The sequence below is a fragment of the Klebsiella oxytoca genome, from assembly GCF_009707385.1.
Taxonomy (GTDB): domain Bacteria; phylum Pseudomonadota; class Gammaproteobacteria; order Enterobacterales; family Enterobacteriaceae; genus Klebsiella; species Klebsiella oxytoca_C.
Window position 1 is genome coordinate 1,381,189 of sequence record NZ_CP046115.1, and the last position, 25,557, is coordinate 1,406,745.

22 protein-coding genes are annotated in these 25,557 nt (G+C 56.4%); 7 read left to right on the top strand and 15 right to left on the bottom strand.

The genetic code is table 11. From position 1 onward, the window contains the following. Nucleotides 1-7: 7 nt before the first annotated feature. Together ybaL and GJ746_RS06440 are read right to left on the bottom strand one after the other, a co-directional pair. Nucleotides 8-1,684 carry a YbaL family putative K(+) efflux transporter gene (gene ybaL / locus GJ746_RS06435; protein ID WP_154679436.1) on the bottom strand — a complete coding sequence of 559 codons (1,677 nt, stop codon included), beginning with the start codon at nt 1,682-1,684 and terminating at the stop codon, nt 8-10. A 378-nt stretch (nt 1,685-2,062) separates the two neighbouring features. Then, nucleotides 2,063-3,283, bottom strand: a complete 1,221-nt coding sequence (locus tag GJ746_RS06440; protein ID WP_154679437.1) for an MFS transporter — start codon at nt 3,281-3,283, stop codon at nt 2,063-2,065. A gap of 163 nt (nt 3,284-3,446) precedes the next feature. Between GJ746_RS06440 and ushA the strand changes: the two genes are divergently transcribed. Then, complete coding sequence (gene ushA, locus GJ746_RS06445) at nt 3,447-5,099, top strand: bifunctional UDP-sugar hydrolase/5'-nucleotidase UshA (RefSeq protein WP_154679438.1); 1,653 nt, start codon at nt 3,447-3,449, stop codon at nt 5,097-5,099. Between the two features lie 130 nt (nt 5,100-5,229). Here the strand turns inward: ushA and ybaK are convergent, their stop codons facing one another. The 3 genes from ybaK to copA form a co-directional block, all read right to left on the bottom strand. Continuing rightward, nucleotides 5,230-5,709: a Cys-tRNA(Pro)/Cys-tRNA(Cys) deacylase YbaK gene (gene ybaK, locus GJ746_RS06450; RefSeq protein WP_154679439.1), complete on the bottom strand. Its 480-nt coding sequence runs from the start codon at nt 5,707-5,709 to the stop codon at nt 5,230-5,232. Between the two features lie 201 nt (nt 5,710-5,910). Beyond that, nucleotides 5,911-6,705, bottom strand: a complete 795-nt coding sequence (locus GJ746_RS06455; RefSeq protein WP_154679440.1) for a TraB/GumN family protein — start codon at nt 6,703-6,705, stop codon at nt 5,911-5,913. Nucleotides 6,706-6,756: 51 nt separating this feature from the next. After that, entirely contained in the window at nt 6,757-9,258 is a 2,502-nt protein-coding gene (gene copA, locus GJ746_RS06460; RefSeq protein ID WP_154679441.1) for a copper-exporting P-type ATPase CopA, read from the bottom strand. A gap of 105 nt (nt 9,259-9,363) precedes the next feature. On the opposite strand from copA, the gene cueR reads away from it, so the two are divergent. Then, complete coding sequence (gene cueR, locus GJ746_RS06465) at nt 9,364-9,774, top strand: Cu(I)-responsive transcriptional regulator (RefSeq protein ID WP_154679442.1); 411 nt, start codon at nt 9,364-9,366, stop codon at nt 9,772-9,774. Here the strand turns inward: cueR and GJ746_RS06470 are convergent. Genes GJ746_RS06470 through GJ746_RS06485 form a run of 4 tightly spaced genes read right to left on the bottom strand, consistent with a single transcriptional unit; the run spans nt 9,771 to nt 14,019 of the window. Beyond that, the gene (locus GJ746_RS06470) at nt 9,771-10,487 is read right to left on the bottom strand and encodes a DUF3142 domain-containing protein (RefSeq protein ID WP_154679443.1); all 717 of its coding nucleotides are present in this window, start codon (nt 10,485-10,487) and stop codon (nt 9,771-9,773) included. The genes cueR and GJ746_RS06470 overlap by 4 nt on opposite strands. Then, complete coding sequence (locus tag GJ746_RS06475; RefSeq protein ID WP_154679444.1) at nt 10,457-12,625, bottom strand: hypothetical protein; 2,169 nt, start codon at nt 12,623-12,625, stop codon at nt 10,457-10,459. The genes GJ746_RS06470 and GJ746_RS06475 overlap by 31 nt, the downstream gene beginning before the upstream one ends. A 21-nt stretch (nt 12,626-12,646) precedes the next feature. Next, nucleotides 12,647-13,105: an NfeD family protein gene (locus tag GJ746_RS06480; protein WP_154679445.1), complete on the bottom strand. Its 459-nt coding sequence runs from the start codon at nt 13,103-13,105 to the stop codon at nt 12,647-12,649. After that, entirely contained in the window at nt 13,102-14,019 is a 918-nt protein-coding gene (locus GJ746_RS06485) for an SPFH domain-containing protein (RefSeq protein WP_154679446.1), read from the bottom strand. The genes GJ746_RS06480 and GJ746_RS06485 overlap by 4 nt, the downstream gene beginning before the upstream one ends. 134 nt (nt 14,020-14,153) lie before the next feature. On the opposite strand from GJ746_RS06485, the gene fetA reads away from it, so the two are divergent. Together fetA and fetB are read left to right on the top strand one after the other, a co-directional pair. After that, complete coding sequence (fetA, locus tag GJ746_RS06490) at nt 14,154-14,831, top strand: iron efflux ABC transporter ATP-binding subunit FetA (protein ID WP_154679447.1); 678 nt, start codon at nt 14,154-14,156, stop codon at nt 14,829-14,831. Then, complete coding sequence (fetB, locus tag GJ746_RS06495) at nt 14,818-15,600, top strand: iron efflux ABC transporter permease subunit FetB (RefSeq protein WP_154679448.1); 783 nt, start codon at nt 14,818-14,820, stop codon at nt 15,598-15,600. The genes fetA and fetB overlap by 14 nt, the downstream gene beginning before the upstream one ends. Nucleotides 15,601-15,694: 94 nt before the next feature. On the opposite strand, the gene GJ746_RS06500 is transcribed toward fetB, so the two are convergent. The 3 genes from GJ746_RS06500 to tesA all read right to left on the bottom strand — a co-directional run bounded on the left by GJ746_RS06500 (nt 15,695) and on the right by tesA (nt 18,156). After that, entirely contained in the window at nt 15,695-16,549 is an 855-nt protein-coding gene (locus GJ746_RS06500) for a co-chaperone YbbN (RefSeq protein ID WP_154679449.1), read from the bottom strand. A gap of 184 nt (nt 16,550-16,733) precedes the next feature. After that, entirely contained in the window at nt 16,734-17,543 is an 810-nt protein-coding gene (locus GJ746_RS06505) for an SDR family oxidoreductase (protein WP_195908805.1), read from the bottom strand. After that, nucleotides 17,533-18,156, bottom strand: coding sequence for a multifunctional acyl-CoA thioesterase I/protease I/lysophospholipase L1 (gene tesA / locus GJ746_RS06510; RefSeq protein ID WP_195908843.1), 624 nt, complete (start codon nt 18,154-18,156; stop codon nt 17,533-17,535). The genes GJ746_RS06505 and tesA overlap by 11 nt, the downstream gene beginning before the upstream one ends. Here tesA and ybbA point away from each other — a divergent pair. Continuing rightward, nucleotides 18,127-18,813: a putative ABC transporter ATP-binding protein YbbA gene (ybbA, locus tag GJ746_RS06515; RefSeq protein ID WP_049592119.1), complete on the top strand. Its 687-nt coding sequence runs from the start codon at nt 18,127-18,129 to the stop codon at nt 18,811-18,813. The two genes, tesA and ybbA, sit on opposite strands and share 30 nt — an antisense overlap. Next, nucleotides 18,810-21,227, top strand: a complete 2,418-nt coding sequence (ybbP, locus tag GJ746_RS06520; RefSeq protein ID WP_154679452.1) for a putative ABC transporter permease subunit YbbP — start codon at nt 18,810-18,812, stop codon at nt 21,225-21,227. The genes ybbA and ybbP overlap by 4 nt, the downstream gene beginning before the upstream one ends. A 335-nt stretch (nt 21,228-21,562) precedes the next feature. On the opposite strand, the gene GJ746_RS06525 is transcribed toward ybbP, so the two are convergent. Further along, a complete protein-coding gene (locus GJ746_RS06525) occupies nt 21,563-21,868 on the bottom strand; it encodes a monooxygenase (RefSeq protein ID WP_154679453.1) in 306 nt (101 codons plus the stop codon). A 209-nt stretch (nt 21,869-22,077) separates the two neighbouring features. Between GJ746_RS06525 and GJ746_RS06530 the strand changes: the two genes are divergently transcribed. Beyond that, a complete protein-coding gene (locus GJ746_RS06530) occupies nt 22,078-23,223 on the top strand; it encodes a porin (RefSeq protein ID WP_154679454.1) in 1,146 nt (381 codons plus the stop codon). A gap of 107 nt (nt 23,224-23,330) precedes the next feature. Here the strand turns inward: GJ746_RS06530 and mnmH are convergent, their stop codons facing one another. Further along, complete coding sequence (gene mnmH, locus GJ746_RS06535) at nt 23,331-24,410, bottom strand: tRNA 2-selenouridine(34) synthase MnmH (RefSeq protein WP_154682659.1); 1,080 nt, start codon at nt 24,408-24,410, stop codon at nt 23,331-23,333. Between the two features lie 87 nt (nt 24,411-24,497). Further along, nucleotides 24,498-25,421 (bottom strand): HTH-type transcriptional activator AllS, encoded by a 924-nt coding sequence (gene allS / locus GJ746_RS06540; protein WP_154679455.1) that lies wholly within the window; start codon nt 25,419-25,421, stop codon nt 24,498-24,500. Nucleotides 25,422-25,557: the final 136 nt, after the last annotated feature.

Genomic DNA, 25,557 nt, shown 5'->3' on the forward strand with positions numbered 1-25,557 from the left:
GGAAGTATCAGCCGGTAATCAGCTCGCCAGCGGGCGGCGTTTCAAGCAGCTTTAGCATCGCGCGAGCGATTTCTCGTTCACCCATCACCACCTGATTCGCGCCGCGTTCAACGATATATTCCACTTCATCATCGTAATGGGCGCGCGCGATGATCTCGATATTCGGGCACTTCTCGCGCGCCGAAGCCACGATTTCCCCAGCCTCGTAACCGTTAGGGATGGTCAGCAGCAGCCAGCGGGCACAGTCCAGATGCGCCAGATTCATAATCTCTTCATTGGCGGCGTTACCTAATACCGCGCGAATACCTCGAGCGCGCAGTTCATCAACCCGGGTACGCGATGTTTCGATAACTACCAGCGGCACGCCTTGCGCCATCAGTTTTTCACCGAGCAGGCTGCCGACGCGACCGAAACCGACCAGTAGCGCATGATTGCAGATATCAACCGGGATCTGTTTCTCTTCTTCAAGCACTTCTTCCAGAGTCTGTTCGTCCAGCGTTTCAGTTTTATCGAGGTATTTTTCCAGCAGGGTAAACAGGACCGGATTGAGCATGATGGAGATTATAGCTCCGGCAAGCACCAGGTTTTGCCCGGCCTGCGGCAGCAGATCGAGCGCCATTCCCAGCCCGGCGAGAATAAAGGCGAATTCACCGATTTGCGCCAGACTGGCGGCAATCGTCAGCGCGGTGCGCGGCGAGTGGCCAAACATCCGCACCAGGAAGAAAGCGGCGGCCGATTTACCAAAGATGATGATCGCCAGCGTCCCCAGTACCGCCAGCGGCTGCTCGATCAGGATCATCGGGTCAAACAGCATTCCCACCGAGACAAAAAACAGGACGGCGAACGCGTCGCGCAGCGGCAGGGTATCGTGCGCCGCGCGATGGCTGAGCTCGGATTCATTGAGCACCATACCGGCGAAGAAGGCGCCGAGAGCGAAGGAAACGTCAAACAGCTCAACCGCACCGAAGGCGATACCGAGCGCCAACGCCAGAACCGACAGCGTAAACAGTTCGCGTGAGCCGGTTGCCGCGCTGCGTGACATAATCCACGGCACCAGACGACGCCCTACCAGCATCATAATGGCGATAAAGGCGACGACTTTACCAATGGTAATGCCCATATCGAGGGCCAGAGAAGCCAGACCAACGTCGCCTTTCTCGGTCATGCCAGCCACCGCAGGCAGCAACACCAGCGTCAGCACCATCACCAGATCTTCTACAATCAGCCAGCCGATGGCGATTTGCCCTCGCTGGCTGTCAATAAGCTGCCGTTCTTCCAGCGCGCGCAGCAGCACCACGGTACTGGCGGTAGAAAGACACAGGCCAAAAACGATACCGGTCATTAACGACCAGCCCAGCATGGCGGAGAGCGCCATACCCAGCAGCGTCGCTACGGCTATCTGGGCGATAGCGCCCGGGATGGCGATAGCCTTTACCGCCATCAAATCTTTTAAGGAGAAATGCAAACCCACGCCGAACATCAGCAGGATCACGCCAAGCTCGGCCAGTTCCGGCGCCAGCTTGGTATCAGCAACGAAACCGGGAGTAAAAGGTCCGGCCAGCACGCCCGCTAATAAATATCCCACCAAAGGAGAAATACGTAGCTTATTGGCAATCATGCCGAGAATAAAGGCGAGCACAAGGCCGCCGACAATGGTGGTAATTAGCGGTGTTGCGTGGTGCATTCCGTCTCCTTGCAGTGGTGAGCCGATCCATTTTCGGCATATACCCGTCGTACTTCAATTTGCATGGGCGTGGATGATGGCACGCTTATCTCAGGCGCTTACGTCAGTAAGCACCCTGGGCCTCTCTTCGGGGCGCCGTTCAAACGGCCAGGCGTTTTGTCCTGCAACTTGAATGTTCGGAGGTATAAAACCAAAAAACCGAATAATAGTTTATGACAAATTCCGCGATTTTGTTTGTGAATAATTGTTGAATTTTGCAGAAAAATGGAATTGACGTGAAAAAAAGCACGTACCGTAAAATGGTAGCAGGTTATGCGGGATAATGCCGATGGCATAAGGGATTGTAGCAGCCAAAGTTACACTTTGGCTGCCGGATAATCATGATTTTTGGTGGTTATTAGGTAGAAATATTGTCAGAAAGCCGATAAGGGGCAGGAAGGCGCAGATTTTATAGACCAGTTCGATACTGGTATGGTCGGCTAAGAGCCCAAGCACCGCGGCTCCAAGGCCGCCCATTCCAAAGGCGAAACCGAAGAACAAACCAGAAACCATGCCAATCCGCCCCGGCAATAGCTCCTGCGCGTATACAAGAATAGCGGAAAAGGCCGAAGCGAGAATAAAACCAATAATCACCGTCAAAATGCCGGTCCACTCCAGTGATGCATACGGTAAAACAAGGGTAAAAGGCGCTACGCCAAGGATAGAGCCCCAAATTACATATTTACGCCCAATCTTGTCGCCAACAGGCCCGCCAATCACCGTTCCTGCCGCTACGGCAAAAAGGAAAGCAAACAGGTGAAACTGCGCGTTCTGTACCGATAATCCAAATTTTTGCATCAGATAAAAGGTGTAATAGCTGCTGATGCTCGCCATATAGAAATATTTCGAGAAAATCAGCAGTAGCAGGATGCTTACCGCCAGAATGACTTTGTTTTTCGGCAGCGGGTTAACAATCACCGCTTTTGGTTTACCTTTATTCATGCGGTGCTGGGCGGCATACCAGCGGCTGATTTGCGCCAGCACGACGATAGCCAGCAGCGCCGCCAGGACGAACCAGCCAACGTTACCTTTGCCATACGGCGCGATAATCAGCGCTGCAAGCAGCGGGCCTAATGAGCTACCAAAGTTGCCGCCCACCTGGAATATCGACTGCGCCAGGCCATGGCGTCCGCCGGAAGCCATACGCGCCACGCGTGAAGATTCCGGGTGAAATACCGAAGAGCCGGTACCGACCAACGCGGCCGCCAGCAGAACCATGCCAAAGCTTCCCGAGATCGCCAGCAGCACCAGACCGCTGAGGGTAAAACACATGCCTATCGGTAGCGACCACGGCATCGGGTGTTTGTCGGTCAGATAGCCGACAACCGGCTGGAGTAGCGATGAGGCCAGCTGGAAGGTGAGGGTAATCATACCGATCTGCACAAAGGTCAGAGAGAACTCAGCCTGCAGAAGCGGGTAGATAGCCAGAATTAGCGATTGGATCATATCGTTTAGCAAATGAGAGAGGCTGATGGCCCCGAGAATGCGAAACGAAGTGCGTGCTTTTTGCGGCGCAGCAGCAGGGCCGGATAAGGGTTGTGCGGTCTGATTCATTGCCATAGGTTCACTTAAGTTTTTTTTATAGAGGATGCAGGTGGAATTATTATCTGTCTAACATACCTGTCGCTAAGGTTTGAAGGAAGTCGCAATTCTGAAAACATAGTTGTCTAATTCACCAACTCGCTATACTTTCGGCACTTGTTACTTCGTCAGGGAGAGAAATATGCACTTTATTAAGCGAGGCGTTGCGCTGGCGTTATTCATGGCGTTATCGCTGGGGAGCCTGTCAGCACAGGCTTATGAGCAGGACAAAACCTATAAAATCACCATCCTGCACACCAACGATCATCATGGCCATTTCTGGCGCAGCGACTATGGCGAATATGGACTGTCAGCACAAAAAACGCTGGTGGACGGAATTCGCAAAGAGGTGGCAGCAGAAGGCGGTAGCGTACTGCTGTTATCGGGCGGCGATATTAATACCGGCGTGCCTGAATCCGATTTGCAGGACGCTGAACCAGATTTTCGCGGCATGAATCTGATTGGCTACGATGCGATGGCGGTTGGCAATCATGAATTTGATAATCCGCTGAGCGTGCTGCGTCAGCAGGAAAAATGGGCTAAGTTCCCGTTCCTCTCCGCCAATATCTACCAGAAAAGCACCGGTGAGCGTCTGTTTAAGCCGTGGGCGCTGTTTAAACGCGGCGGGCTGAATATTGCGGTCATCGGCCTGACTACCGACGATACGGCTAAAATTGGCAATCCTGAGTACTTTACGGACATCGAGTTCCGTAAACCGGCGGAAGAGGCCAAACTGGTTATTCAGGAACTGCAGCAGAATGAAAAGCCCGATGTGATTCTGGCGACTACCCATATGGGCCATTATGACAACGGCGCGCACGGTTCTAATGCGCCCGGCGACGTTGAGATGGCGCGCAGCCTGCCCACAGGTTCGCTGGCGATGATCGTCGGCGGCCACTCTCAGGATCCGGTATGCATGGCGTCTGAGAATAAAAAACAGGTAGATTACGTCCCGGGCAGCCCGTGTGCGCCGGACAAACAGAACGGAATCTGGATCGTGCAGGCTCATGAGTGGGGGAAATATGTTGGCCGCGCCGATTTTGAATTCCGTAACGGTGAAATGAAGCTGGTGCATTACCAGCTGATCCCGGTCAACCTGAAGAAAAAGGTTACCTGGGACAACGGCGATAGCGAGCGCGTGCTCTACACGCCGCAAATCGCTGAGAATCCGCAGATGCTCTCCCTGCTGACGCCGTTCCAGAATAAAGGCAAAGCGCAGCTGCAGGTGAAAATCGGCAGCGTGAACGGGCATCTGGAGGGCGACCGCAGCAAAGTGCGTTTTGTGCAGACCAATCTGGGTCGCCTGCTGCTGGCGGCACAGATGGCGCGTAGCAATGCCGATTTTGCGGTGATGAGCGGCGGCGGGGTTCGTGACTCAATTGAAGCGGGTGATATCACATACAAAGATGTGATGAAGGTGCAACCCTTCGGCAACGTGCTGGTGTATGTCGATATGAGCGGCAAGGAAGTGGCGGAGTATCTGACCGCCGTGGCGCAGATGAAACCGGATTCTGGCGCCTATCCGCAGTTTGCCAACGTTGGTTTTGTCGCCAGAGACGGCAAGCTTAATGATTTGACTATCAAAGGCGAACCGATTGACCCGGCGAAAACGTACCGGATGGCGACGCTGAGCTTTAACGCCAGCGGCGGCGACGGCTATCCGCATATTGATACCAAACCCGGCTATGTGAATACCGGTTTTATCGATGCCGAAGTGCTGAAAGAGTATATCCAGAAAAACTCACCGCTGGATACGGCAGCCTTTGAACCAAAAGGCGAGGTTAGCTGGCAGTAACGTTTGAGCTCTTCCCCGGTGGCGCTGATGCTTACCGGGGCTACGGGTCTGAGCGTTTTGGGGTTTTGTAGCCCGGATAAGGCGCGTTAAGCGCCGCCTCCGGGATTGTTCTCTGATGAATACCCGGGCATTAATCGCGCCGCGCGATATTGGCGAATTTTGCCTCAAGGAGCTTCGCCAGATCGCTGGCCGCCAGCTCAATATCGAGCCCGCGTTTACCGCCGGAAATATAAATGGTGGCAAAATCCTGGGCCGGAGCGTCAATCACCGTTGGCAGGCGTTTTTTCTGCCCGAGAGGGCTGATACCGCCTACCAGATAACCGGTGACCCGCTGTGCGACCATTGGGTCGGCCATATCCACCTTCTTCGCGCCTAAGGCCTTAGCCACCTTTTTCAAATCCAGCTGAGTCGCAACCGGAGTGACCGCAACCGCCAGATGCTTCATGTCGCCGTTCACGGCGACCAGCAGCGTTTTATAGACCTGGTCTGCGTTTAAGCCCAGTTTCCGCACTACCTCATCGCCAAAATTGGTTTCATTCGGATCGTGATCGTAGCTGTGGATCTTAAACGTGATTTTGTTTTTTTCGAGTAATTTTACGGCGGGAGTCATCGTTATCCTTCTTACCAACCGATTTTATGTGACATAAGCATACGCCCGACGGTTGTCTAAAAAATAGTATCATCTTGCGCAATAGTATTGGCAGTGATGGTCACTTTGAGCGACAATCAGACGATCCGGGGCGCGAACTCCGGAATAATAATAATGATGAAATTCCTCTTTGACGGGCCAATAGCAATATTGGCCATTTTTTTACTTCAGCATGTCCGGCAGGTTTCCTTCCCCGTATAAATGTAGCGCCCCTACGGCAACCACGTAGCGCCCAGGCGGCAGCGCCAACAGCGCTTCTCGCCAGGCGAGGTTGCGCTGGTGCATCAGCACATCATACAGCGACTGGCTAAAAGTGGTGGGCAGAGCGGTTGCACCTTTTGACGGAGGCTGCTCCAGCCACCAGCCGATCATCACCTGCAGCAGACGCGCATTCGTACGCCAGTGGGTCAACGTATCCTCCAGCAGCGCCATACCGCCGTCGGGCAGATCCCGTAGCAGGGCAATCTGGCTGTCTGCGCCCTCCAGCTCCATCACCCGAATATTGCTCGCCCGCGCTGCCATCAGCAGCTGATAATCAATACCGTAATCCGCCCTGAGCCCCAGCTGTTGCGCCTGAGTGGCCTGCAATACCATCGCCACCTGCCATAGCGGTTGACTATCGAACAGCGCGATAGACAGGCCCATTTCCCCAGCACGCTCTTCCAGCTCAGTAAGCAGGGATGTACTCAGGCGTTCCACCAGCGGCGGATAAGAGGGGAGATTACTGAACGGTGTTTCGTTGCCGGTAATATCCGCCTCAACGATCAGCGCATCGGCCTGACGGATCTTTTTTAATAGCCTGGCGGGCGGCGGAGACATATCGCGGGTGCCCATATGAATACTGCCGACCAGATGCAGATAACGCTCGCCGGGGAGGGCTATATCCAGCGCGGGCCAGGAATAAGACGAGCCGACGGCGGCTTGCCACAGCGTTTTTATTCGGTTTAACAGGCCCATACGTGCTCCATGAAGTGAAGGCTTCATGCTAGCGCGTATGGGATACAACATCTACTCTTTCGGCTTAAAGCGCAGCAGACGGTTGGCGTTGCTGACGACGGTAATCGAAGATAACGCCATTGCGGCGCCCGCTACCACCGGGTTAAGCAGCGTTCCGGTCAGCGGCCACAGAATCCCGGCGGCAATCGGAATGCCCAGCGAGTTATAAACAAACGCGCCCAGCAGGTTCTGCTTCATATTGCGCAGCGTCGCCTTCGAGATTTCCAGCGCATCGGCAACGCCGTTAAGGCTGTGGCGCATCAGGGTGATAGCCGCTGTCTCAATGGCAACATCGCTGCCGCCGCCCATGGCAATTCCCACATCGGCCTGCGCCAGCGCAGGCGCATCGTTGATACCGTCGCCGACCATCGCCACTTGATGCCCCTGGCTTTGCAGACGCTTAATGGCGTCGGCTTTACCGTCCGGCAGAACCCCGGCAATCACCTCATCAATGCCCGCCTCTTTAGCGATAGCGTTGGCGGTGGTCGGGTTATCCCCGGTCAGCATGACCAGACGATAGCCCTGACGATGCAGCCTGGCTAACGCTGCTACGCTATCTTCCCGCAGCGGATCGCGAATGGCGAACAGCGCCGCCGCCTGACCATCTACCGCCAGCAGTACCGGCGTCGCGCCTTTTGATGCCTGGGCGGCCATTTCGCTTTCAATTTCAGCTGTCGCAACATTGTTCTCGTTAAGCAGCGCCTGGTTGCCGAGCAGCAGACGGTGGCCTTCGGCTTCACCGCTGACGCCCAGCCCGCGCAGGGTGCGGAAGTGACTTATCGTCGGCAGCCGGTCGTTAGCGGCTTTATCAAGGATTGCCCGCGCCAGCGGGTGGCTGGAGCCTTGCCCCAGTGATGCCGCCAGACGCAGAACGGCAGTTTCATCCAGAGCGGCAAAGGTTTTTATCGCCACTACCTGCGGCTTCCCCTCGGTCAGGGTACCGGTTTTATCAAATACCAGCGTATCGAGCGTACTGGCACGCTGCAGCGCGTCGGCATCGCGAACCAACACGCCGTACTCCGCCGCCCGGCCGACGCCGGAGATAATTGACATCGGCGTTGCTAGTCCCAGGGCGCACGGACAGGCGATAATCAGCACCGTGGTGGCGATCACCAGGGTATAAACGATTTGCGGCGCCGGGCCGAAAAAGTACCAGATCGCGGCGCTGAACAGCGCAATCGCTACCACCGCCGGGACGAACACGGCGGAGATTTTATCTGCCAGTTGGCCAATTTCCGGTTTGCTGCTTTGTGCCTGGCGCACCATACGGATGATGCGCGCCAGGGTTGTCTGGCTGCCGACGGCGCTGGCGGTAAACAGCACGCTGCCGTCCTGCACCACGGTCCCGGCGTGAACGGTGTCGCCGTTGCCTTTTTGCTGCGGTACCGGTTCACCGGTGAGCATTGCCTCATCAAACCAGGCCTCGCCCTGGCTAATCACGCCATCGACCGGAACGCGATCGCCGGTGGTCAGGCGCAGGGTCATTCCTGCCTGCACCTCAGCTAGCGGAACATCTTTTTCGCCTTCGTCGGTGACCACCTTCGCCGTCGGCGGAGTTAAATCGAGCAGTTTTTCCAGCGCTTTGGAAGAACGCTGGCGCGCGCGGGCTTCCAGCATATGACCGAGGTTAATCAGGCCAATAATCATTGCGCTGGCTTCATAATAGAGGTGGCGGGCTTCCATCGGGAACCACTGCGGCCACAGGTTGACGCTCATCGAATAAAGCCAGGCGACGCCGGTACCCAGCGCCACCAGCGTGTCCATGGTCGCGGTGCCGTTTTTCAGGCTTTTCCACGCGCTGCGGTAGAAGTGTCCGCCAGCAAATACCATTACCGCCAAAGTGATAAAGCCGATAACCAGCCATAGCGAACGATTGTCATCGCTGACCATCATATTGTCGCCGATCATCCCCCAGCCCATCACCGGGATCCCGACCAGCAGGGCGACGATAGCCTGCCAGCGGAAGCGTTTCATGGTGGCAACGGCGGTTTCCTGCTGGCGCTCACGGCGTTTAAGATCGTCTTCAATGGCCTCTGCGCCGTAGCCTGCTTTCTCTACCGCCTGGACTAATTCTGCGGCGGACGCGCTGCCCATAACCAGCGCAGTGCGTTCCGCCAGGTTGACCCGCGCCTGCGAGACCCCCGGTACCGCCGCAAGCGCGTTTTGTACCCGGGAAACACAGCTGGCGCAGCTCATGCCGTTGATTAACAGCTGCTGGCTGTCATCCTGGTCATGGGCTGCCGGAAGCTCAGAAGTGGCCGCTGTCAGTGCTTCCGACGGGATTGATGATTCTGCCAGCGGTTTAGCCTTTGGGTGGCTGAGCTCCGCGCCGTATCCGGCCTGTTTAATGGTCTCAATCAGCGCTTCCGCGCTGGCGCTGCCCGTTACGTGGGCTTCGGTGATGGTCACTTCCGCCTGCTCAACGTCGGGACGTTGTTCCAGACTCTCTTTTACCCGTTTAACGCAGTGGCCGCATGAGAGGCCATCAAGCGCGAGGTCGATAGTGTTAGACATAAATAACTCCTGAATAATTTCCGGCTAATGATTGACCGAACACACTCTTTCATCGAGTATTAGCAAGGTTAAACCTTCCAGCAAGGGGAAGGTCAAGGGGGAAACATGAATATTAGCGATGTGGCGAAAAAAACCGGCTTAACCAGTAAAACAATTCGTTTTTACGAGGAGAAGGGGCTGGTGACGCCGCCGCTGCGTAGTGAAAATGGCTACCGTACCTACAGCCAGCAGCATCTGGATGAACTGACCCTGCTGCGCCAGGCGCGTCAGGTAGGGTTTAATCTGGAAGAGTGTCGCGAGCTGATATTCCTGTTCAACGATCCGTCGCGGCACAGCGCCGACGTGAAACGCCGGACGCTGGAAAAAGTGGCGGAAATTGAACGCCATATCGCCGAATTACAAAGCATGCGTTCGCAGCTGCTGGCGCTGGCGGATTCCTGCCCGGGCGATGACAGCGCGGATTGCCCGATAATCGATAATCTCTCGGGCTGCTGTCACCGTAAGGCGCAGGCTTAACGCCGCGCCGGGTTGAGCATAAAGACCACCGTGCCGCGGTAGTAGGGGGAGTCATTCAACTGCATTTCCGCCTGCCGATTGCGACTGCCGTTTTGTACCAGCCCGAGTTTGAACGGGATACGCAGCCGGCTGAGCGCGGGGAGATAGTCCTGATAATTCGCCACCGTGTGGCGTCCTTGATAGCTTTGCACCACCAGTTCATCAACCGCAAGCGCGTTCAGTGTGGCGATATCGCCGGTTTTGGCCCAGTCCAGCAGGCCCGTTACCCCCAGGGCGAACTCAGGCGGCAGCTGCTGGCGTAGCTGTTGCAAAAATCGGGCGTAGTCGGCGAGCTGATGTGTGGCTGCGTCAAAATCAACCTGCAGACCCACCACCTGATTGCCAGCCGCCCGCCAGCGCTGCATCAGGCGTACGATCCGCGGCACAATCGTCTGCGGCACATCAAGTGTGGTAAACCGGACGGTAAGCCAGATTGTGGGAAACGTCAGGCGGCTGACCGGCAGGCCGAGGCGCTGGAATATTACCTCGCCCGCACGCGTCAGCACCTCGCCCTGATGCAGATACACCGTCTGCGCGCTCTGCAGATCGTTGCTGGCTTTCACCCCGGACCACAGCCAGAAGGCAGAATGCTGGCGAGCATCAACGCGCTCCGCCGCCAGCGCCGGCCCGGACAGCAGCGCGATTACCAGTAATATTTGAGTTTTTGTGCCCACGGGCTTCCCGGATACTGCGTTTTCAACTGCGTGAACCAGCCCTTACGCTGCAGTTTTTCGACATCTTCGCCGCCGCATTCGTTGCTACCGGAGGGGGCATAACAGAGAATCGCCCGATAGAGCGCATAGCTTTTATCTTCCGGCTCCGCTTTCGGCGAGGTGATAATCTGCTGGTAATAGCTCTGGCGATCGTACTGTCCCAGAGGCTGCTGGCGGTTGATGGCGGCCTCGAGCCTATCGTTGCCGGACTGGTCTTTCCACAGATCAACATGCGTCTGCGTGGTGCGAAAGAACTCGCCCAGGCAGTTAAGCGCATGGGCATCGTCGGCGTTTTTACTGAGCATGGTGACGGTGTCATCCAGGCTGCGGCAGGCATAACCGTCTTCGGTCGCCTCGCCGTTCCAGTCGAAGCTGCTAAGGTTGACGTCGTTAAAGGCCTCGCTGATTACCGGCTGGGTAATGGCGGTGGCGAGCTTTTTGTCGTTCAGCCAGTCGCTGAAACGACTTTCCGTGAGATCCCGCACCAGCAGCGTATGCAGAGCGATAGTACGTTCTTCATTGTTGGGACCCTGGGCAGCCTGCTGGCGTAGCAGTTCAGGCGAGGCCTGGGTTTTCAGCACTCGGGAGCGAAAGCGTAGATTGGTTACCGGGCTATCGGCGGCAAAAATAGCCGCCGGGTTACCGCTGTAGACCAGCGTTGCCGCCAGTTTTGCCTGGATATACTGCTGTTGCTCGGGGTTTTGGCTAAGCCGTAGCAGCTGCTGCCAAAAATCGCGCGCCGCGGGCCACTGCTTTTGTCCCATCAGCGCTTCGCCGTAGAGGACCTGTTCGCTGAAGGCGAGAATATCCTTCGCCGGCAGCGTTTTCGCCGGCGTGACAGCCTGCAGGATGGCGGCATTGTTGCCCGTCGCGCTCCACAGCTGCAGCTGTAGGTCGCGCCACAGCGGCAGATTTCCGCTCTTCTCAAACGCCGCTTTGCTGGCGTCAAGCTGCGCCTGGGTTAAGGTCGGCTTCTTGTCAGCGTTCAGGCGCAGGGCGCGGAGAAGTTCGACATAGCTGACCTGCGGTGCGTCCGGGAACGCTGCCAGAACGGGCTGCTCATAGAACGGCATGCCGAAGACATTATCATATTCACTTACCAGCCTACGCAGTTCCCCGGCGTCGGCAGCCTGCCGGAAGGCCTGCTCATAGAGTCCGGCCAGCTGCGGCCACGCCTGCAGATACCAGTTAATGCGGCGCAACATGTTGCGCGCGGAGTCGGCGTAAAGCCCTTCGGGCCAGCGTTGCAAATAGACTTGTGCTTCTTTTTCCGCTTGTGCGGCATCATCACGATTGATGCGCGCGATATCAAAATCGCCGTACTGCCCAACGCTGTTCTGGCTACTCTTGTTGAGCGCCGTGCGCATCAGCATATATTGCGCGGTCTCGGTCAGCCAGGGCTGCCGACTTTCCAGCAACAGGGTGAAAGCCTGGGTCGCGGCGCTGTAATTGCCTCCATAGAAGTGGGCGATGCCGGAAAGGTAATAAGCGAATAAGTCGGCGTCCGCATCTGCCGGGAAGCTATTGAGGATATCAGCGACTGCGGTGATATTGGCGCCATAAAACAGTTTCAGCCGCGCCAGCGCCAGGTCATGACGCTGCTGCGGGGTGACAGAGGGGGCGGCCAGCAGGGCGGCGTTGAACTGACTGACGGCGGCCAGGGTGTTGCTGACAAAGCGGTTTTCCAGTTCATAGTCGGATGTTCCCAGCCGTTCAGCCGAGTCGGCTGGCATCACCTGTGCGAGATCGATATTCAGCGCCGCCATTTGTCGGGTAAAGGTTTCATCTTTGCTTTGCGCAGGCGGCTCGGGAGGCGGCGGCGCGCTATCCCACTCAGGATGATAAGCGAAGTAAACATCGCGGGTACGGCTGACATCAGCGGGAATGGCCTGAACGGGAAGGGCGAAAGATTTCGCTTCGCTCAGCAGGCGCAGCAGATTATCGCGAGAATCGTTTTCAGGGGTGAGGATTGGGTCGCCTTTTAACAGGCATAGCTCGTCGCTCCACGAGCAATCTTCGATATCAGAAGAAGCATATGCCTGAGTGGCTGCCGCGAGCAGGGCGCAGAGCGAAAGGGTAAACGTTGTCTTCCTGACCATGACGGGTGTCCTGTGGCGTGATTATCGTAATACGACTCTTATATGTAGGGTTATGCCTTCGATGGCGACCACTTCAACCTTGCTGCCCGCCGCGAGGTCGTCATCGGCAATGACCGGCCATGAACTGTCGCCCACGCGGACGTGTCCGCGGCCGTTAACCAGGGCCGTTTCCAGCGTAAAACGGCGGCCAAGCAGCTGTTGGCCGCGCTGATTAAGCTGAGCGTCCGCCGGCTTCTGGCGTTTCACCCGATTACGCAGCCAGCGCGACCACAGCCAGGCCGCCAGCAGGGTTAGCACGGCGAACAGGGTACCCTGCCACTCCCAGCTAAACGGCAGCAGCCAGGTTAATAACCCGGTGACTACGCCAGCGATACCGCTCCACAGCAGATATCCATTGCCGCCGAGCATTTCCGCCGCCAGCAGTAGCCCGCCGAGGCTGAGCCAGAAAATATGCGGATGGGCGAGAATTAACGCGATCATGATTTTTTCCGGTCGCCGGCGCCTTCTTTAATCAGTTCGCTGATCCCGGCAATGGATCCCATCAGGCTGCTGGCATCCAGCGGCATCAGCACCACTTTACTGTTGTTCGCCGCGCCAATTTGCTGCAGCGCGTCGGTATATTTCTGCGCCACAAAGTAGTTGATGGCCTGAATATCGCCGGAAGCGATAGCGGATGACACCATTTGCGTGGCGCGCGCCTCTGCTTCCGCAGAACGTTCGCGGGCTTCTGCCTGTAAAAACGCCGACTGACGTTCGCCTTCGGCCTTGAGGATTTGCGACTGTTTCTCGCCTTCGGCTTTGAGAATTTCCGCCTGACGCACCCCTTCAGCTTCAAGTATATAGGCACGCTTGGTTCGTTCAGCTTTCATCTGGGCGTTCATTGAGGCGATCAGTTCCGCGGGCGGGCGTACGTCGCGGATCTCGACGCGGGTAATTTTGATGCCCCACGGGTTAGTCGCTTCATCGACGATATGCAGCAGGCGGGTATTGATGCTGTCACGCTGGGAGAGCATTTCGTCCAGCTCCATGGAGCCGAGCACGGTACGAATATTGGTCATGGTCAGGTTGATAATCGCCAGCTCAAGGTTGCTGACCTCATAGGCAGCTTTCGGCGCGTCAATGACCTGAATAAAGCACACGGCATCAATGGTGACGTTGGCGTTATCGCGCGAAATAACTTCCTGCGAAGGAATATCGAGCACCTGCTCCATCATATTGATTTTGCGCCCGACACGATCCATAAACGGCACCACCAGGCTCATACCCGGCTGCAGCGTTTGCGTATAACGCCCAAAGCGTTCTACCGTCCACTGGTAGCCCTGGGGGACGATTTTTACCGACGCGCCGACGATAACCAGCGCGACGAAAATAAGGATGGGGATAAAAATCAGCATCAAAAACCTCCTGTCTTGTTGCCTGTTGAGGCGCGAAAAGTGCCGCGCGTTTAACCTGAGTATATCTTTCTGCGCATCATGGCGAAAGGAAACTGGAGTAAACTAGATGTGTTGTTGAAAAACTGGGAATAATAATGACCGAAAGTAACGCTATTTTGCGGCTTGAGAACGTGGGGTTCCAGGCTGACGATGTGATTATCCTTAATGAGATTAATTTTCAGCTCAGGGCAGGGGAGTTTAAGCTCATTACCGGCCCTTCCGGCTGTGGGAAAAGCACCTTATTAAAAATTATTGCTTCACTTCTTAGCCCAACCTCAGGGGCGATTTTCTTCGCAGGGAAAGACATTAATACGTTGTCGCCGGAGAGCTATCGTCAGCAGGTTTCGTACTGTGCGCAAACCCCGGTGCTGTTCGGCGATTCGGTGTATGACAATCTGGTTTTTCCATGGCAGATCCGTAATCAACAGCCGGATCCTAAAGCGCTGGTCGCCGATTTGCAGCGCTTCGGGCTGGCGGAAAATACGCTGGAAAAGTCCATCAATGAGCTTTCGGGTGGGGAAAAGCAGCGCGTTTCGTTGATTCGCAATCTGCAATTTTTACCGCAGATCCTGCTGCTGGATGAAATTACCAGCGCGCTGGACGAGAGCAATAAAAACAATGTGAACGAGATTATTCATCGCTATGCCAGCGAAAAAAACATGGCCGTTCTGTGGGTAACTCACGATCAAAATGAAATTGCTCATGCGGATGAAGTGATTACGCTCCAGCCTGCAGGCGGGAAAGCGCAGGAGGTGAAAAATGAACGGGCATAATATTACCAACGAGTCGCTGGCGTTATCCATGGTGCTGGTACTGGTGGCGATTGTGGTGAGCTATCGGGAAAAGCTGGCGCTGGAAAAAGATATTATCTGGAGTATTTGCCGGGCGATTGTGCAGCTGGTTATCGTCGGCTACGTATTGAAATATATCTTCAACGTTAATCATGCGGTGTTGACGCTGCTGATGGTGTTGTTTATCTGTTTTAACGCGGCGTGGAATGCGAAAAAGCGCAGCAAATATATCGATAAAGCTTTTGTCTCCTCGTTTATCGCCATTACCACCGGCGCCGGGTTAACGCTGGCGGTGCTGGTTTTTTCCGGTTCAATTGCCTTTGTGCCGATGCAGGTGATCCCGATTGCCGGGATGGTAGCCGGCAACGCGATGGTGGCGGTAGGACTGTGCTACAACAATATGGGGCAGCGTTTTAACAGCGAACAGCAGCAGATCCAGGAGAAATTGAGCCTTGGAGCGACGCCCAAGATGGCTTCCGCAGGCCTCATTCGCGACAGCATCCGCGCCGCGCTGATCCCGACGGTGGATTCGGCGAAAACGGTCGGGCTGGTGAGCCTGCCGGGAATGATGTCGGGGCTGATTTTCGCCGGAATTGATCCGGTAAAAGCGATTAAGTATCAGATTATGGTCACCTTCATGCTGCTGTCGACCGCCAGCCTGTCAACCATTATTGCCGGGTATCTGACTTATCTGAAGTTCTTTAACGCTCGCCATCAGCTGGTAGTCACGCATTTGAAAAAGCGTTCGTAAGCTTTCCCCGGAGACGGCGCTGAACGCGCCTGTCCGGACTACCGGGGTGAACCAGTAGCCCGGCTAAGCGCAGCGCGAGCCGGGTTTTTTGCGATTAATAAAGCAGAGAATAGAGCTGACGGCGATACTTCGCGGCCAGCGCGTCGCCGGTGCCGAGCGCGGAGAGGATCTCCTGAAGCATCTTGCGCACTTCGCCGTTTCCGGCGCCTAAATCTTTTTGCAAATGGCTGAACAGCAGCGCCAGCGCCTCTTCGTTACGCCCAACCTGATGCAGCTGCAGTGCCAGCTGGGAGGCCAGCGCCGCGTCTTCCGGATTTTGCTCTACCTGCTGCTGCAGCTGCTGAATTTCCGGTGTGTCGGCAGCTTTTTTCAGCAGCTCGATCTGCGCCACCAGCCCCTGATAACGGGTATCCTGATCCTGCAACGGCACGGTCTGCAGCACGGTTTCCGCTTCATCAGAACGGTGCAGAGCAATCAGCGTTTCCGCCAGCAGCAGGCCAATCTGGCTCTCCTGGTTTGACAGCTGCCAGGCGTCTTTTAGCAGCGGCAGCGCTTCAGCATATTTTTCTTCCTGCATCAGCGTCTGCGCCTGCTGCGCTTTCAGCTCTTCTTCGCGCGGCAGAAATTTATCCAGCAGCGCGCGAACCGCTTCTTCCGGCTGCGGGCCTTCAAAGCCGTCCACCGGCTGACCGTTCTGGAACAGATAAACCGTAGGAATAGCGCGCAGCCCGAACTGTGAAGCCAGCATCTGCTCGGCATCGCAGTCAACTTTAGCGAGGATAAACAGACCATTATACTGCGCGGCCAGGCTCTCCAGCACCGGCGTCAACTGCTCGCAATGTTGGCTGCGTGCGGACCAGAAATAGAACAGCACCGGCGTTGTTGTGGATTGCTGCAACGTCTGGTGCAGGTTAGCTTCGGTAATATTGACAATATTCTGTGCGGACATGAGCGGGTCTCTTTAGTCGATACTGATACTCGTCATCCTTCAAACTGCCTCTTTGTTGGCTACGTCTTCTCACCCCAGGCACTTACTTGAGTAAGCTCCCGGGGATTCCCGGACTTGCCGCCTTGATGCATCTTGAATGATTTTATGTATATGGATATATGGGGGCAGCGCCAGGCGCTTCAACTTAGCCCTGGATAATTTTGTCCATCGCACGAGCCGGCAGCAGGCATTTCAGCAGGGCTACCGCATGCGTCACCACGGTTACCGGATAGCGCAATTTCGGTTTGTCGCTGACAAAAGCATGGCGCACTTTTTCCACCACCGCTTCCGGCCCTAAGGTAAAACGGGCGGCGATGCCGGGATTTTCCACCGGTTTGTCGGCCTGGGTCTGGTTGACGTTATTGGTAAACCGGGTGCGGATTGGGCCAGGCTCAATCAGGCTGACCTTAATACCGCTGTGGCGTAGCTCCATGCGTAGCGCGTCGGACCAGGCCTCCAGCGCGTATTTACTGGCGGCATAGGCGCCGCGGCCCGGGCTGGAGATAATCCCCATCACCGATGAGGTCATCACGATACGCCCTTCGCCGTGCGGCTCCATGGCCGGAAGCAACAGCATTGTTAGCTGATGGGCACCGAAAAAGTTGGCGGAAAACTGTTGCTCCATCTGCTGGCGACTGATGGTCGGCAGCGGGCCGTAGACGCCGTAGCCTGCGTTATTAAACAGGCCATACAGGCGGTTGTCGGTCAGCGCAATCACCTCGGCGGCGGCGCGTTCAACGCTCTGCGGATCGTCAAGGTCCAGTAAAACACCGGTCAGCCCCAGCTCCTGCATCCGCGCGACATCTTCCGCTTTGCGGCAGGCGGCCAGCACGTTAAAGCCCTGGCGCTTTAAATCAAGCGCGCTTTCAAGACCAATACCGCTGGAACTTCCTGTAACTAAAACCGATTTTTGCATAACTTTACCTGCAAATGACTCCCGGATATCAGGAGTCATGATTAACTAAGGGTGCCAAACGCGTCGCCATCCAGTCGGCGATAAACGGCTGGGCGTCGCGATTAGGGTGAATTCCATCGTCCTGCATCCACTGTGGTTTCAGATAAACCTCTTCCATAAAAAAGGGCAGCAGAGGAATATCAAACTCTTTGGCTAGTGCCGGATAAATTGCGCTAAAGGCTTCATTATAACGACGGCCATAGTTGGCAGGCAGGCGAATTTGCATCAGCAGAGGCTGGGCGTTCGCCGCTTTGATACTCTCAATAATGGTTCGCAGGGTTTGTTCCGTCTGCTGCGGCGGGAAACCGCGCAGCCCGTCGTTGCCACCCAGCTCAACCAGCACCCAGCGCGGCTGATGCTGCTGAAGCAGCGCCGGAAGCCTTGCCAGCCCCTGCTGCGAGGTGTCGCCGCTGATGCTGGCGTTAACTACCGGCGTTGTTGCCTGCCACTTATCGTTAAGCAGCGCAGGCCAGGCGGTATTGCCCGTCATTCGATACCCGGCGCTCAGACTGTCGCCGAGAACCAACAGCGTGTCGGCCGCCATCGCGCGGCAGGTAAACAGTACCAGAAACAGGAAAGGCAAATGCCAGCGGAAAACATACTTGAAGTTCATCATCTTAAGAAATCCGTCGGTCAGGGTGAGCATCAGCTTTCCATCCTTACCGGAGTTGAGCTGGTTGTCAAACAAGGGCAGACCATTGCCCTGATTGGCGAGTCGGGTTCGGGTAAATCGACGCTGCTGGCAATTCTCGCCGGGCTGGATGACGGCAGCAGTGGGGAAGTATCTCTGCTCGGGCAGCCGCTACATCAGATGGACGAGGAGGCGCGGGCGAAGCTGCGGGCTAAGCACATCGGCTTTGTTTTTCAATCTTTTATGCTGATACCAACCCTCAATGCGCTGGAAAACGTTGAGCTTCCGGCGCTGCTGCGCGGCGAAAGCGACAGCCAGAGCCGCGGCAGCGCCCGCGCACTGCTGGAGCAGCTGGGGCTGGGCAAACGCCTGCACCACCTGCCGGTGCAGCTTTCCGGCGGCGAGCAGCAGCGGGTCGCGCTGGCGCGCGCGTTTAACGGCCGCCCGGAGCTGCTGTTCGCCGATGAACCGACCGGTAACCTCGATCGTCATACCGGAGATAAAATTGCCGATCTGCTGTTTTCGCTTAACCGCGAGCACGGCACCACGCTGATCCTGGTAACCCACGATCCGCTGCTGGCGGCGCGCTGCGACCGACGGCTGCGTCTGGTTGATGGCCAGCTGCGGGAGGAGGCATGATTGCCCGCTGGTTCTGGCGCGAATGGCGCTCGCCGTCGCTGCTGATCGTCTGGCTGGCGTTGAGCCTGGCGGTGGCCTGCGTGCTGGCGCTGGGCTCGATAAGCGATCGTATGGAGAAAGGCCTTAGCCAGCAAAGCCGGGAATTTATGGCCGGAGACCGTACGCTGCGCAGCTCGCGCGAAGTCCCTGGCGCATGGATTGACGAAGCGCGCCGTCTTGGCTTAACCGTCGGCGAACAGCTGGGCTTCGCCACCATGACCTTTTCCGGCGATACGCCGCAGCTGGCGGACGTGAAAGCGGTTGACGATACCTATCCGCTGTATGGTCAACTGCAAACCCAGCCGCCGGGGCTTAAGCCGCACGCCGGCACCGTGCTGCTGGCGCCGCGACTGATGGCGCTGCTGAATCTGAAAACCGGCGATAGCATCGACGTGGGCGATGCCACTCTGCGTATTGCCGGAGAGGTGATTCAGGAGCCGGATGCCGGTTTTAACCCCTTCCAGATGGCGCCGCGGTTAATGATGAATACCGCTGACGTGGCGAAAACCGGTGCGGTACAGCCCGGCAGCCGCGTCTCCTGGCGCTATAAGTTTGCCGGAACTCCGCAGCAGCTGGCGGACTATGAGAAGTGGCTGCTGCCGAAGCTGGGTCCAGAACATCGCTGGATAGGCCTGGAGCAGGACGGCAGCGCGCTGGGCAAATCGCTGGAACGCTCGCAGCAGTTTTTGCTGCTGTCGGCGCTGTTAACGCTATTGCTGGCGGTCGCCGCGGTAGCGGTGGCGATGAGCCACTACTGCCGCAGTCGTTACGATCTGGTGGCGATCCTTAAAACGCTCGGTGCCGGGCGGGCGCAGCTGCGTAAGCTGATTGTCGGCCAGTGGCTGATGCTGCTGACGCTGGCGGTGATTGCAGGCGGAGCGATGGGCGTCGGGCTGGAGAGTATTCTGCTGGTGATGCTTAAGCCGGTGCTCCCGGCGGCGCTTCCCGCGGCGAGCGGCTGGCCGTGGCTATGGGCAATCGGCGCGGTGCTGGTGATCTCTCTGCTGGTCGGGCTGCGTCCCTATCGTCTGCTGCTGGCGACGCTGCCGCTGCGGGTGCTGCGTCAGGATGTCGTCGCGAACGTATGGCCGCTGAAGTTCTACCTTCCGCTGGTATGCGCGGTGGTTATAGGGCTGTTGGCGCTGCTGATGGGCGGTAGCCCTTTATTGTGGGCGGTGCTGGCAGGAACCGTGGTGCTGGCGCTGCTGTGCGGTCTGGCGGGATGGTGCGTTCTGTGGTTACTGAAGCGTGTGACGTTAAAAGCGCTGCCGCTGCGCCTGGCGGTGAATCGTCTGCTGCGTCAGCCGTGGTCGACCCTGAGCCAGCTGGCAGCCTTTTCGCTGCCGTTTATGCTGTTGGCCCTGCTGCTGGTACTGCGTGGCGATCTGCTTGACCGCTGGCAGCAACAGCTGCCGCCGGAAAGTCCTAACTATTTTCTGCTCAACATCGCGCCGGAGCAGGTGGTGCCGGTGAAAACCTTCCTCGCCGAACATCAGACCCGAGCCACCGAGTTCTATCCCATCGTGCGCGCGCGCCTGACGCAAATTAACGGCCAGGCAACGGAGGGCAATAAAGATGAAGCCCTGAACCGGGAGCTTAACCTCACCTGGAGCAGCGAGCGTCCGGATCATAACCCGCTGGTGGCCGGAAGCTGGCCGCCAAAAACGGGTGAGGTGTCAATTGAAGAGGGGCTGGCGCAGCGTCTGGGCGTGAGGCTCGGCGATAGCGTGACCTTTACCGGGGATACTCAGGACTTTAGCGCCAGGGTGTCCAGCGTACGTAAAGTCGACTGGGAGAGCCTGCGGCCGAACTTCTTCTTTATCTTCCCGCAGGGAGCGCTAGACGGGCAGCCGCAAAGCTGGCTCACCAGCTTTCGCTGGGATAACGGCAACACGATGCTAACGCAGCTCAATCGTGAATTTCCGACCGTCAGCCTGCTGGATATTGGTGCGATTTTGCAGCAGATAGGCCAGGTGCTGACCCAGGTAAGCCGCGCGCTTGAGGTGATGGTGATTCTGGTCACCGCCTGCGGCGTTTTACTGCTGCTGGCGCAGGTGCAGGTCGGGATGCGTCAGCGCTATCAGGAACTGGTGGTCTGGCGAACGCTGGGAGCAGGAAAGTCTCTGCTGCGCACCACGCTGTGGGCGGAGTTCGCTCTGCTGGGCGTGGTTTCCGGCGTGGTGGCGGCGATCGGCGCAGAGGTGGCGCTGGCGCTGTTGCAAACTAAAATCTTTGATTTCCCGTGGTCTGCGGACTGGCGACTGTGGCTGATGCTGCCGCTTAGCGGGGCGATACTGCTGTCGCTGTGCGGCGGCTGGCTGGGGCTGCGTCTGCTGAAAGGGAAGGCGCTGTTCCGCCAGTTTAGTCAGGTATAGATTCAGTTATGTAGCCCGGACCCGGGGTTTTCACCCGGCTCGCGCTGCGCTTAGCCGGGCTACCGTTTCACCACTCTCTGCGGGGAAGTAGCCCGGATAAGGCGTTAGCCGCAACCCGGGGGGGCACACGACTCGCGCTGCGCTTAGCCGGGTTATCGTTTCACAGCTCTCTGCGGGGAAGTAGCCCGGGTAAGGCGTTAGCTGCAACCCGGGGGGCACACGGCTCGCGCTGCGCTTAGCTGGGCTACCGTTTCACAGCTCTCTGCGGGGAAGTAGCCCGGATAAGGCGTTAGCCGCAATCCGGGGGTTTTTCGGGCTACGGATGCGAGTTGCTATTACAAATGGCCGTGGTTCAGCGTAGTGAGCGGCTCGTTCACGTCGAAAACTTTGCAGATCACTTCATCCACACCCAGAGACTTCAGGCGTGCAGTGTGCTTGTTGAGGTAGGCCTGCGCTGTTTCTTCATTCTCGAAAAGATAGATTCCACCCGCTTCCTGGTTCTTTTCGTTCTCAGTCCAGACTTTCCAGATAAACCCCGGTTCCTGATTGATTGACTCGGCCAGCTCCACGAGCTGGCGCGACATTTCGCTGCCGAAGGGACCGTTAAAGGTAAAGTGCAGCTGTAGTAGTTTTTTCGACATAATTCCTCCATGGATAATGCTTGGGCGGTGATACTCCAGTTTAATGTCAGAGCGATGAAATTATAACCGTTGATATCTTAACGGCACAAAATGATAAGTCACTGATTTTTAACCGCACGAAACATTAAAAAACCGACAACACGGCATACTCAATCGAAGTTAATATTCCACAGGAAAATATAAGGTGGCTTATTAATCAAGGAAAAGGTATGGCACATAAAATAAAAGCGCTGGCGATAACGATCGGCGCAGCCCTGGCGTTAACTTCTTTCGCATCCCAGGCAGAAATCACGCTTTTAAAACAAGATCCGCAGGCGGGCGACCCGTTAAGCCGTCTAAACTTCACCGTTGGCGGGAGTATTCGTCCTCAGTTCAACATGATGTCCGGTGACGGCGATAAAGGCTCCTACAAACGTAACGGTTTTGACGGCGGTACCCGTTTTCGCTTTGCTGCCGACTACTATCTGTTTGATGATATTAGCTGGATTAGCTACTACGAGCTGGGCGTCAATATTCCGGCGCTCTTTGACTGGGATAACCACTATGCCGAAGGTGCGAACAACACCACCCGTCGCATGCTCTATACCGGTCTGAAAAGCGATACCTGGGGGACGTTAACCTATGGTCAGCAGAACAGCGTTTATTACGATGTTGTCGGGGTGAAAACCGATATCTGGGATTACGACATGATAGGCCAGGCCCCGGGCAACGGTATCAACGGTGATTACGATGGCTCCTATCGTTCACGTAGTATGCTGAAATATAAGAAAACCGTTGGTGATGTCGATCTTTATGCTTCTTATCTGTTCGAAGACAGCGAATACCTGCCGGGCAACGGTCTGCGCTACAAGCGTAAAGGTGGCGGCTCGATTGGTGCGGATTATCACATCATGAAGGATCTGACCTGGGGCACCGCGTGGAACTATACCCGTGCCGATATGCGTAATCCGTCCAGCTCAGACAGTAAATCTTACGACCAGAATATCGTCGGTACCGCGCTGAGCTGGACGCCGGATAACTGGACTTTCTCCTTAGGCGGCGGCTGGTACCAGAACTTCCTGACCACGAAGAAAACCGATGTTCATAACTACTTCGCTGGCGATGCCTGGGGTATTGAGTACTTTGCCGGTTATAAATTCCCGATTGGTCAGTATGCGGTGAAATCTATTCAGCCGTACTTCATGGGCGACCGTCTGCAGTACGTGAATGGTCGTAACTACCAGCGAATTGATAACGGCGTCGGCGTGAGCTTCCAGCTGGATTATGGTTTCCGCGTTGATTACGAACACGTCTTCACCTCCAGCACCGACAACCTGGGCGATATGAACCTGGTGCGTCTGCGCTACGACTTCTAAGCGGTCAAAACTCCCCGGTCGCGCTGCGCGCACCGGGGCTACAAATCACGCCGACCGGTAGCCCGGCTAAGGCGCTTACGCCGCAAGCCGGGGCTTCTGGAATACAATTACCGCGCCAGCCAGGCGGCGACTTCCTGCCAGCTGCCGCGAAAAACAATCTTCTCCGCTTTTTTCCCCAGCTGATAACGGTACATCGGGTCGTAATATTCGTTCAGCAGGGGAACCAGCCAGCCGAAATGCGCCTCGGTGTCGGCGGTGCGCTGTTGCTCAACAAGCGCCTCATCAAGCCGGGCGGTGAGCTGGGCGAAACGCTGTAATCCCAAACGGCGGCGGATGGCAAACAGGCCATGATGCAAATACTCGCTATATGCCTGCCAGCCTTGTTCTTCGCCATAGGCCGCAATGAAATCGCGATGCATTCGCGTAAAATACTCTTCACGCAGCCGTTCAAGACGGATCTCAAATGGATCTTCTACGACTGCCAGCGGCGACTGGGCCATACGAAGGCGCATACATTCCGGCAGATGATTCGCGCCGATCATATGTCCCTCATCTTCGAGCACCCAACGGGCATGCTGCTCTGACTTTTTGAGCATCGCCACCACCAGGTGATTTTCAAACGTTGCCTGCTGATACTGTTCCTGCAGGGTACGGCCAAACGAGGAGCCGCGATGATGGGCGAGTCCTTCAAGATCGATACCGTCTGGCCGGGCGCAAACCAGCTGGGTTTTACCGTTTCCGGTACAGCCTCCGATGAGCACGATCGGGCGCTGCACCAGTTCTTCCGTGAGCTGAATGGCCGCCTGACGCAGCGCTTTATAGCCGCCGTGAATCAGCGGGTAATCCACGCCCGCTTCCTGCAACCACTGCTGAACGATATGCGAACGCTGCCCGCCGCGGGCGCAGCACAGGTAGCCTTCGGGATAACGTGCGCAGGCATCTTTCCAGGCGGCGAGGCGGCTGGCGCGAATCTCACCGCTGACCAGCTGGTGGCCCAGAGTGAGAGCGGCTTCCGGACCCTGGCGTTTATAGCAGGTGCCGACGGCGGCGCGTTCTTCATCATTCATTAGCGGCAGGTTGATTGCGGCAGGCATTGCGCTTTGCCTGAACTCGATCGGGGCGCGCACGTCAATCAGCGGCGTATCGCTGGCGAGAATCTGCCGAATATTCTGTGATACTAGTTCCATCATTTAAACCGTTAAGCAATCCAGACGCGTCGCTTGACGCGATTATTTTCCTATTGTACGCGGTGGGCGGCATGCTGGATCGATTTTTCACGGTGTATCGCTAAATAGCGTCAAAAAACCTTGAATTTCCGGGGCTGAATGTCTGAACAGCGAGGCGATATCCTGCACCGCTTTTCCATGATGATCTTTGCGCCAGGCCAGGCTGAGAGGCGATGGCGGGCGCATGACCGGGATCTGCCTGGCGATCAGTTTACCGCAGGCGATAAGCGGCTGACACAGCGGCTCGGGTAAAAAGCCGATGCCGACGCCGGCGATATGCGCCGCGACTTTGGTTTCAATATCAGGAACCACAATCTCTTTCTGTCCGGGCAGGCGCCAAGCGACGCGCTTTGTCAGTCGCTGCGCGCTGTCTTCAATGTTGACCGCAGGGTAGCGACGCAGCTGGGCTTCCGTTAGCTGATCGGCCTGCTGGCTTAGGGGGTGATGCGGCGACATCACAAATAGCCAGGTCACTTCGCCCAGCGGCTCGACCACAATATTTTCCGCTAACGGTTCGGTGCCGGTGACGCCTATCGCCAGAGAGAAGTCATCGTGCAGAAGCGTATCCCAGACGCCCATATAGATCTGTCGTGAAAAATGAAATTGCGTAAAGGGATAGCGCTGAGTGAGCCAGGCCAGCAGCCGCGCAATGGCCTGAGGGTGATACATCAGGTTATTCACTACAATATTGACCTGACGTTCCACCCCGTCATTTATCTGCCGCAGCTCTCCGGGCATACTGTCAATCCAGCCCAGCCACTCTCTGGCCTGCGCCAGTAGGTGCATCCCGGCGGGAGTCAACAGGACGCTGCGCGTCGTACGGGAAAAGAGCGCGACGCCGGTGTTATCTTCCAGTAATTTGATGCGATAGCTAATGGTAGCGGTTGTTTTATAGAGTTTTTCTGCTGCTCTGGAGAAGCTGCCGGTCTCCGCGACGCTGACAAAAGTGCGTAGTGTTTCAGGATCTAGCATCACCATTTTCCCCACAATTTAATAATTCACCCATGATTTTTAAGTATTTTTTCATAATAACCATTTAAATTATGTGGTTTAAATCAGGTTTTGGAAAATTATTCCAATTTATAGTGGTGTCACTTTCAGATGGCTC

Excerpts from the sequence above, each read along its gene's own strand:
- GJ746_RS06480 (WP_154679445.1), bottom strand. The coding sequence starts at position 13,105 with ATGATCGCGTTAATTCTCGCCCATCCGCATATTTTCTGGCTCAGCCTC.
- tesA (WP_195908843.1), bottom strand. The coding sequence starts at position 18,156 with ATGAACTTCAAGTATGTTTTCCGCTGGCATTTGCCTTTCCTGTTTCTG.
- GJ746_RS06475 (WP_154679444.1), bottom strand. The coding sequence starts at position 12,625 with ATGGTCAGGAAGACAACGTTTACCCTTTCGCTCTGCGCCCTGCTCGCG.
- ybbA (WP_049592119.1), top strand. The coding sequence starts at position 18,127 with ATGCCAGCGGAAAACATACTTGAAGTTCATCATCTTAAGAAATCCGTC.
- GJ746_RS06525 (WP_154679453.1), bottom strand. The coding sequence starts at position 21,868 with ATGTCGAAAAAACTACTACAGCTGCACTTTACCTTTAACGGTCCCTTC.
- copA (WP_154679441.1), bottom strand. The coding sequence starts at position 9,258 with ATGTCTAACACTATCGACCTCGCGCTTGATGGCCTCTCATGCGGCCAC.
- GJ746_RS06530 (WP_154679454.1), top strand. The coding sequence starts at position 22,078 with ATGGCACATAAAATAAAAGCGCTGGCGATAACGATCGGCGCAGCCCTG.
- cueR (WP_154679442.1), top strand. The coding sequence starts at position 9,364 with ATGAATATTAGCGATGTGGCGAAAAAAACCGGCTTAACCAGTAAAACA.
- GJ746_RS06485 (WP_154679446.1), bottom strand. The coding sequence starts at position 14,019 with ATGCTGATTTTTATCCCCATCCTTATTTTCGTCGCGCTGGTTATCGTC.
- GJ746_RS06455 (WP_154679440.1), bottom strand. The coding sequence starts at position 6,705 with ATGGGCCTGTTAAACCGAATAAAAACGCTGTGGCAAGCCGCCGTCGGC.
- GJ746_RS06505 (WP_195908805.1), bottom strand. The coding sequence starts at position 17,543 with ATGACTCCTGATATCCGGGAGTCATTTGCAGGTAAAGTTATGCAAAAA.
- allS (WP_154679455.1), bottom strand. The coding sequence starts at position 25,421 with ATGCTAGATCCTGAAACACTACGCACTTTTGTCAGCGTCGCGGAGACC.
- fetA (WP_154679447.1), top strand. The coding sequence starts at position 14,154 with ATGACCGAAAGTAACGCTATTTTGCGGCTTGAGAACGTGGGGTTCCAG.
- ybaL (WP_154679436.1), bottom strand. The coding sequence starts at position 1,684 with ATGCACCACGCAACACCGCTAATTACCACCATTGTCGGCGGCCTTGTG.
- ushA (WP_154679438.1), top strand. The coding sequence starts at position 3,447 with ATGCACTTTATTAAGCGAGGCGTTGCGCTGGCGTTATTCATGGCGTTA.
- fetB (WP_154679448.1), top strand. The coding sequence starts at position 14,818 with ATGAACGGGCATAATATTACCAACGAGTCGCTGGCGTTATCCATGGTG.
- GJ746_RS06500 (WP_154679449.1), bottom strand. The coding sequence starts at position 16,549 with ATGTCCGCACAGAATATTGTCAATATTACCGAAGCTAACCTGCACCAG.
- mnmH (WP_154682659.1), bottom strand. The coding sequence starts at position 24,410 with ATGGAACTAGTATCACAGAATATTCGGCAGATTCTCGCCAGCGATACG.
- GJ746_RS06440 (WP_154679437.1), bottom strand. The coding sequence starts at position 3,283 with ATGGCAATGAATCAGACCGCACAACCCTTATCCGGCCCTGCTGCTGCG.
- ybbP (WP_154679452.1), top strand. The coding sequence starts at position 18,810 with ATGATTGCCCGCTGGTTCTGGCGCGAATGGCGCTCGCCGTCGCTGCTG.
- ybaK (WP_154679439.1), bottom strand. The coding sequence starts at position 5,709 with ATGACTCCCGCCGTAAAATTACTCGAAAAAAACAAAATCACGTTTAAG.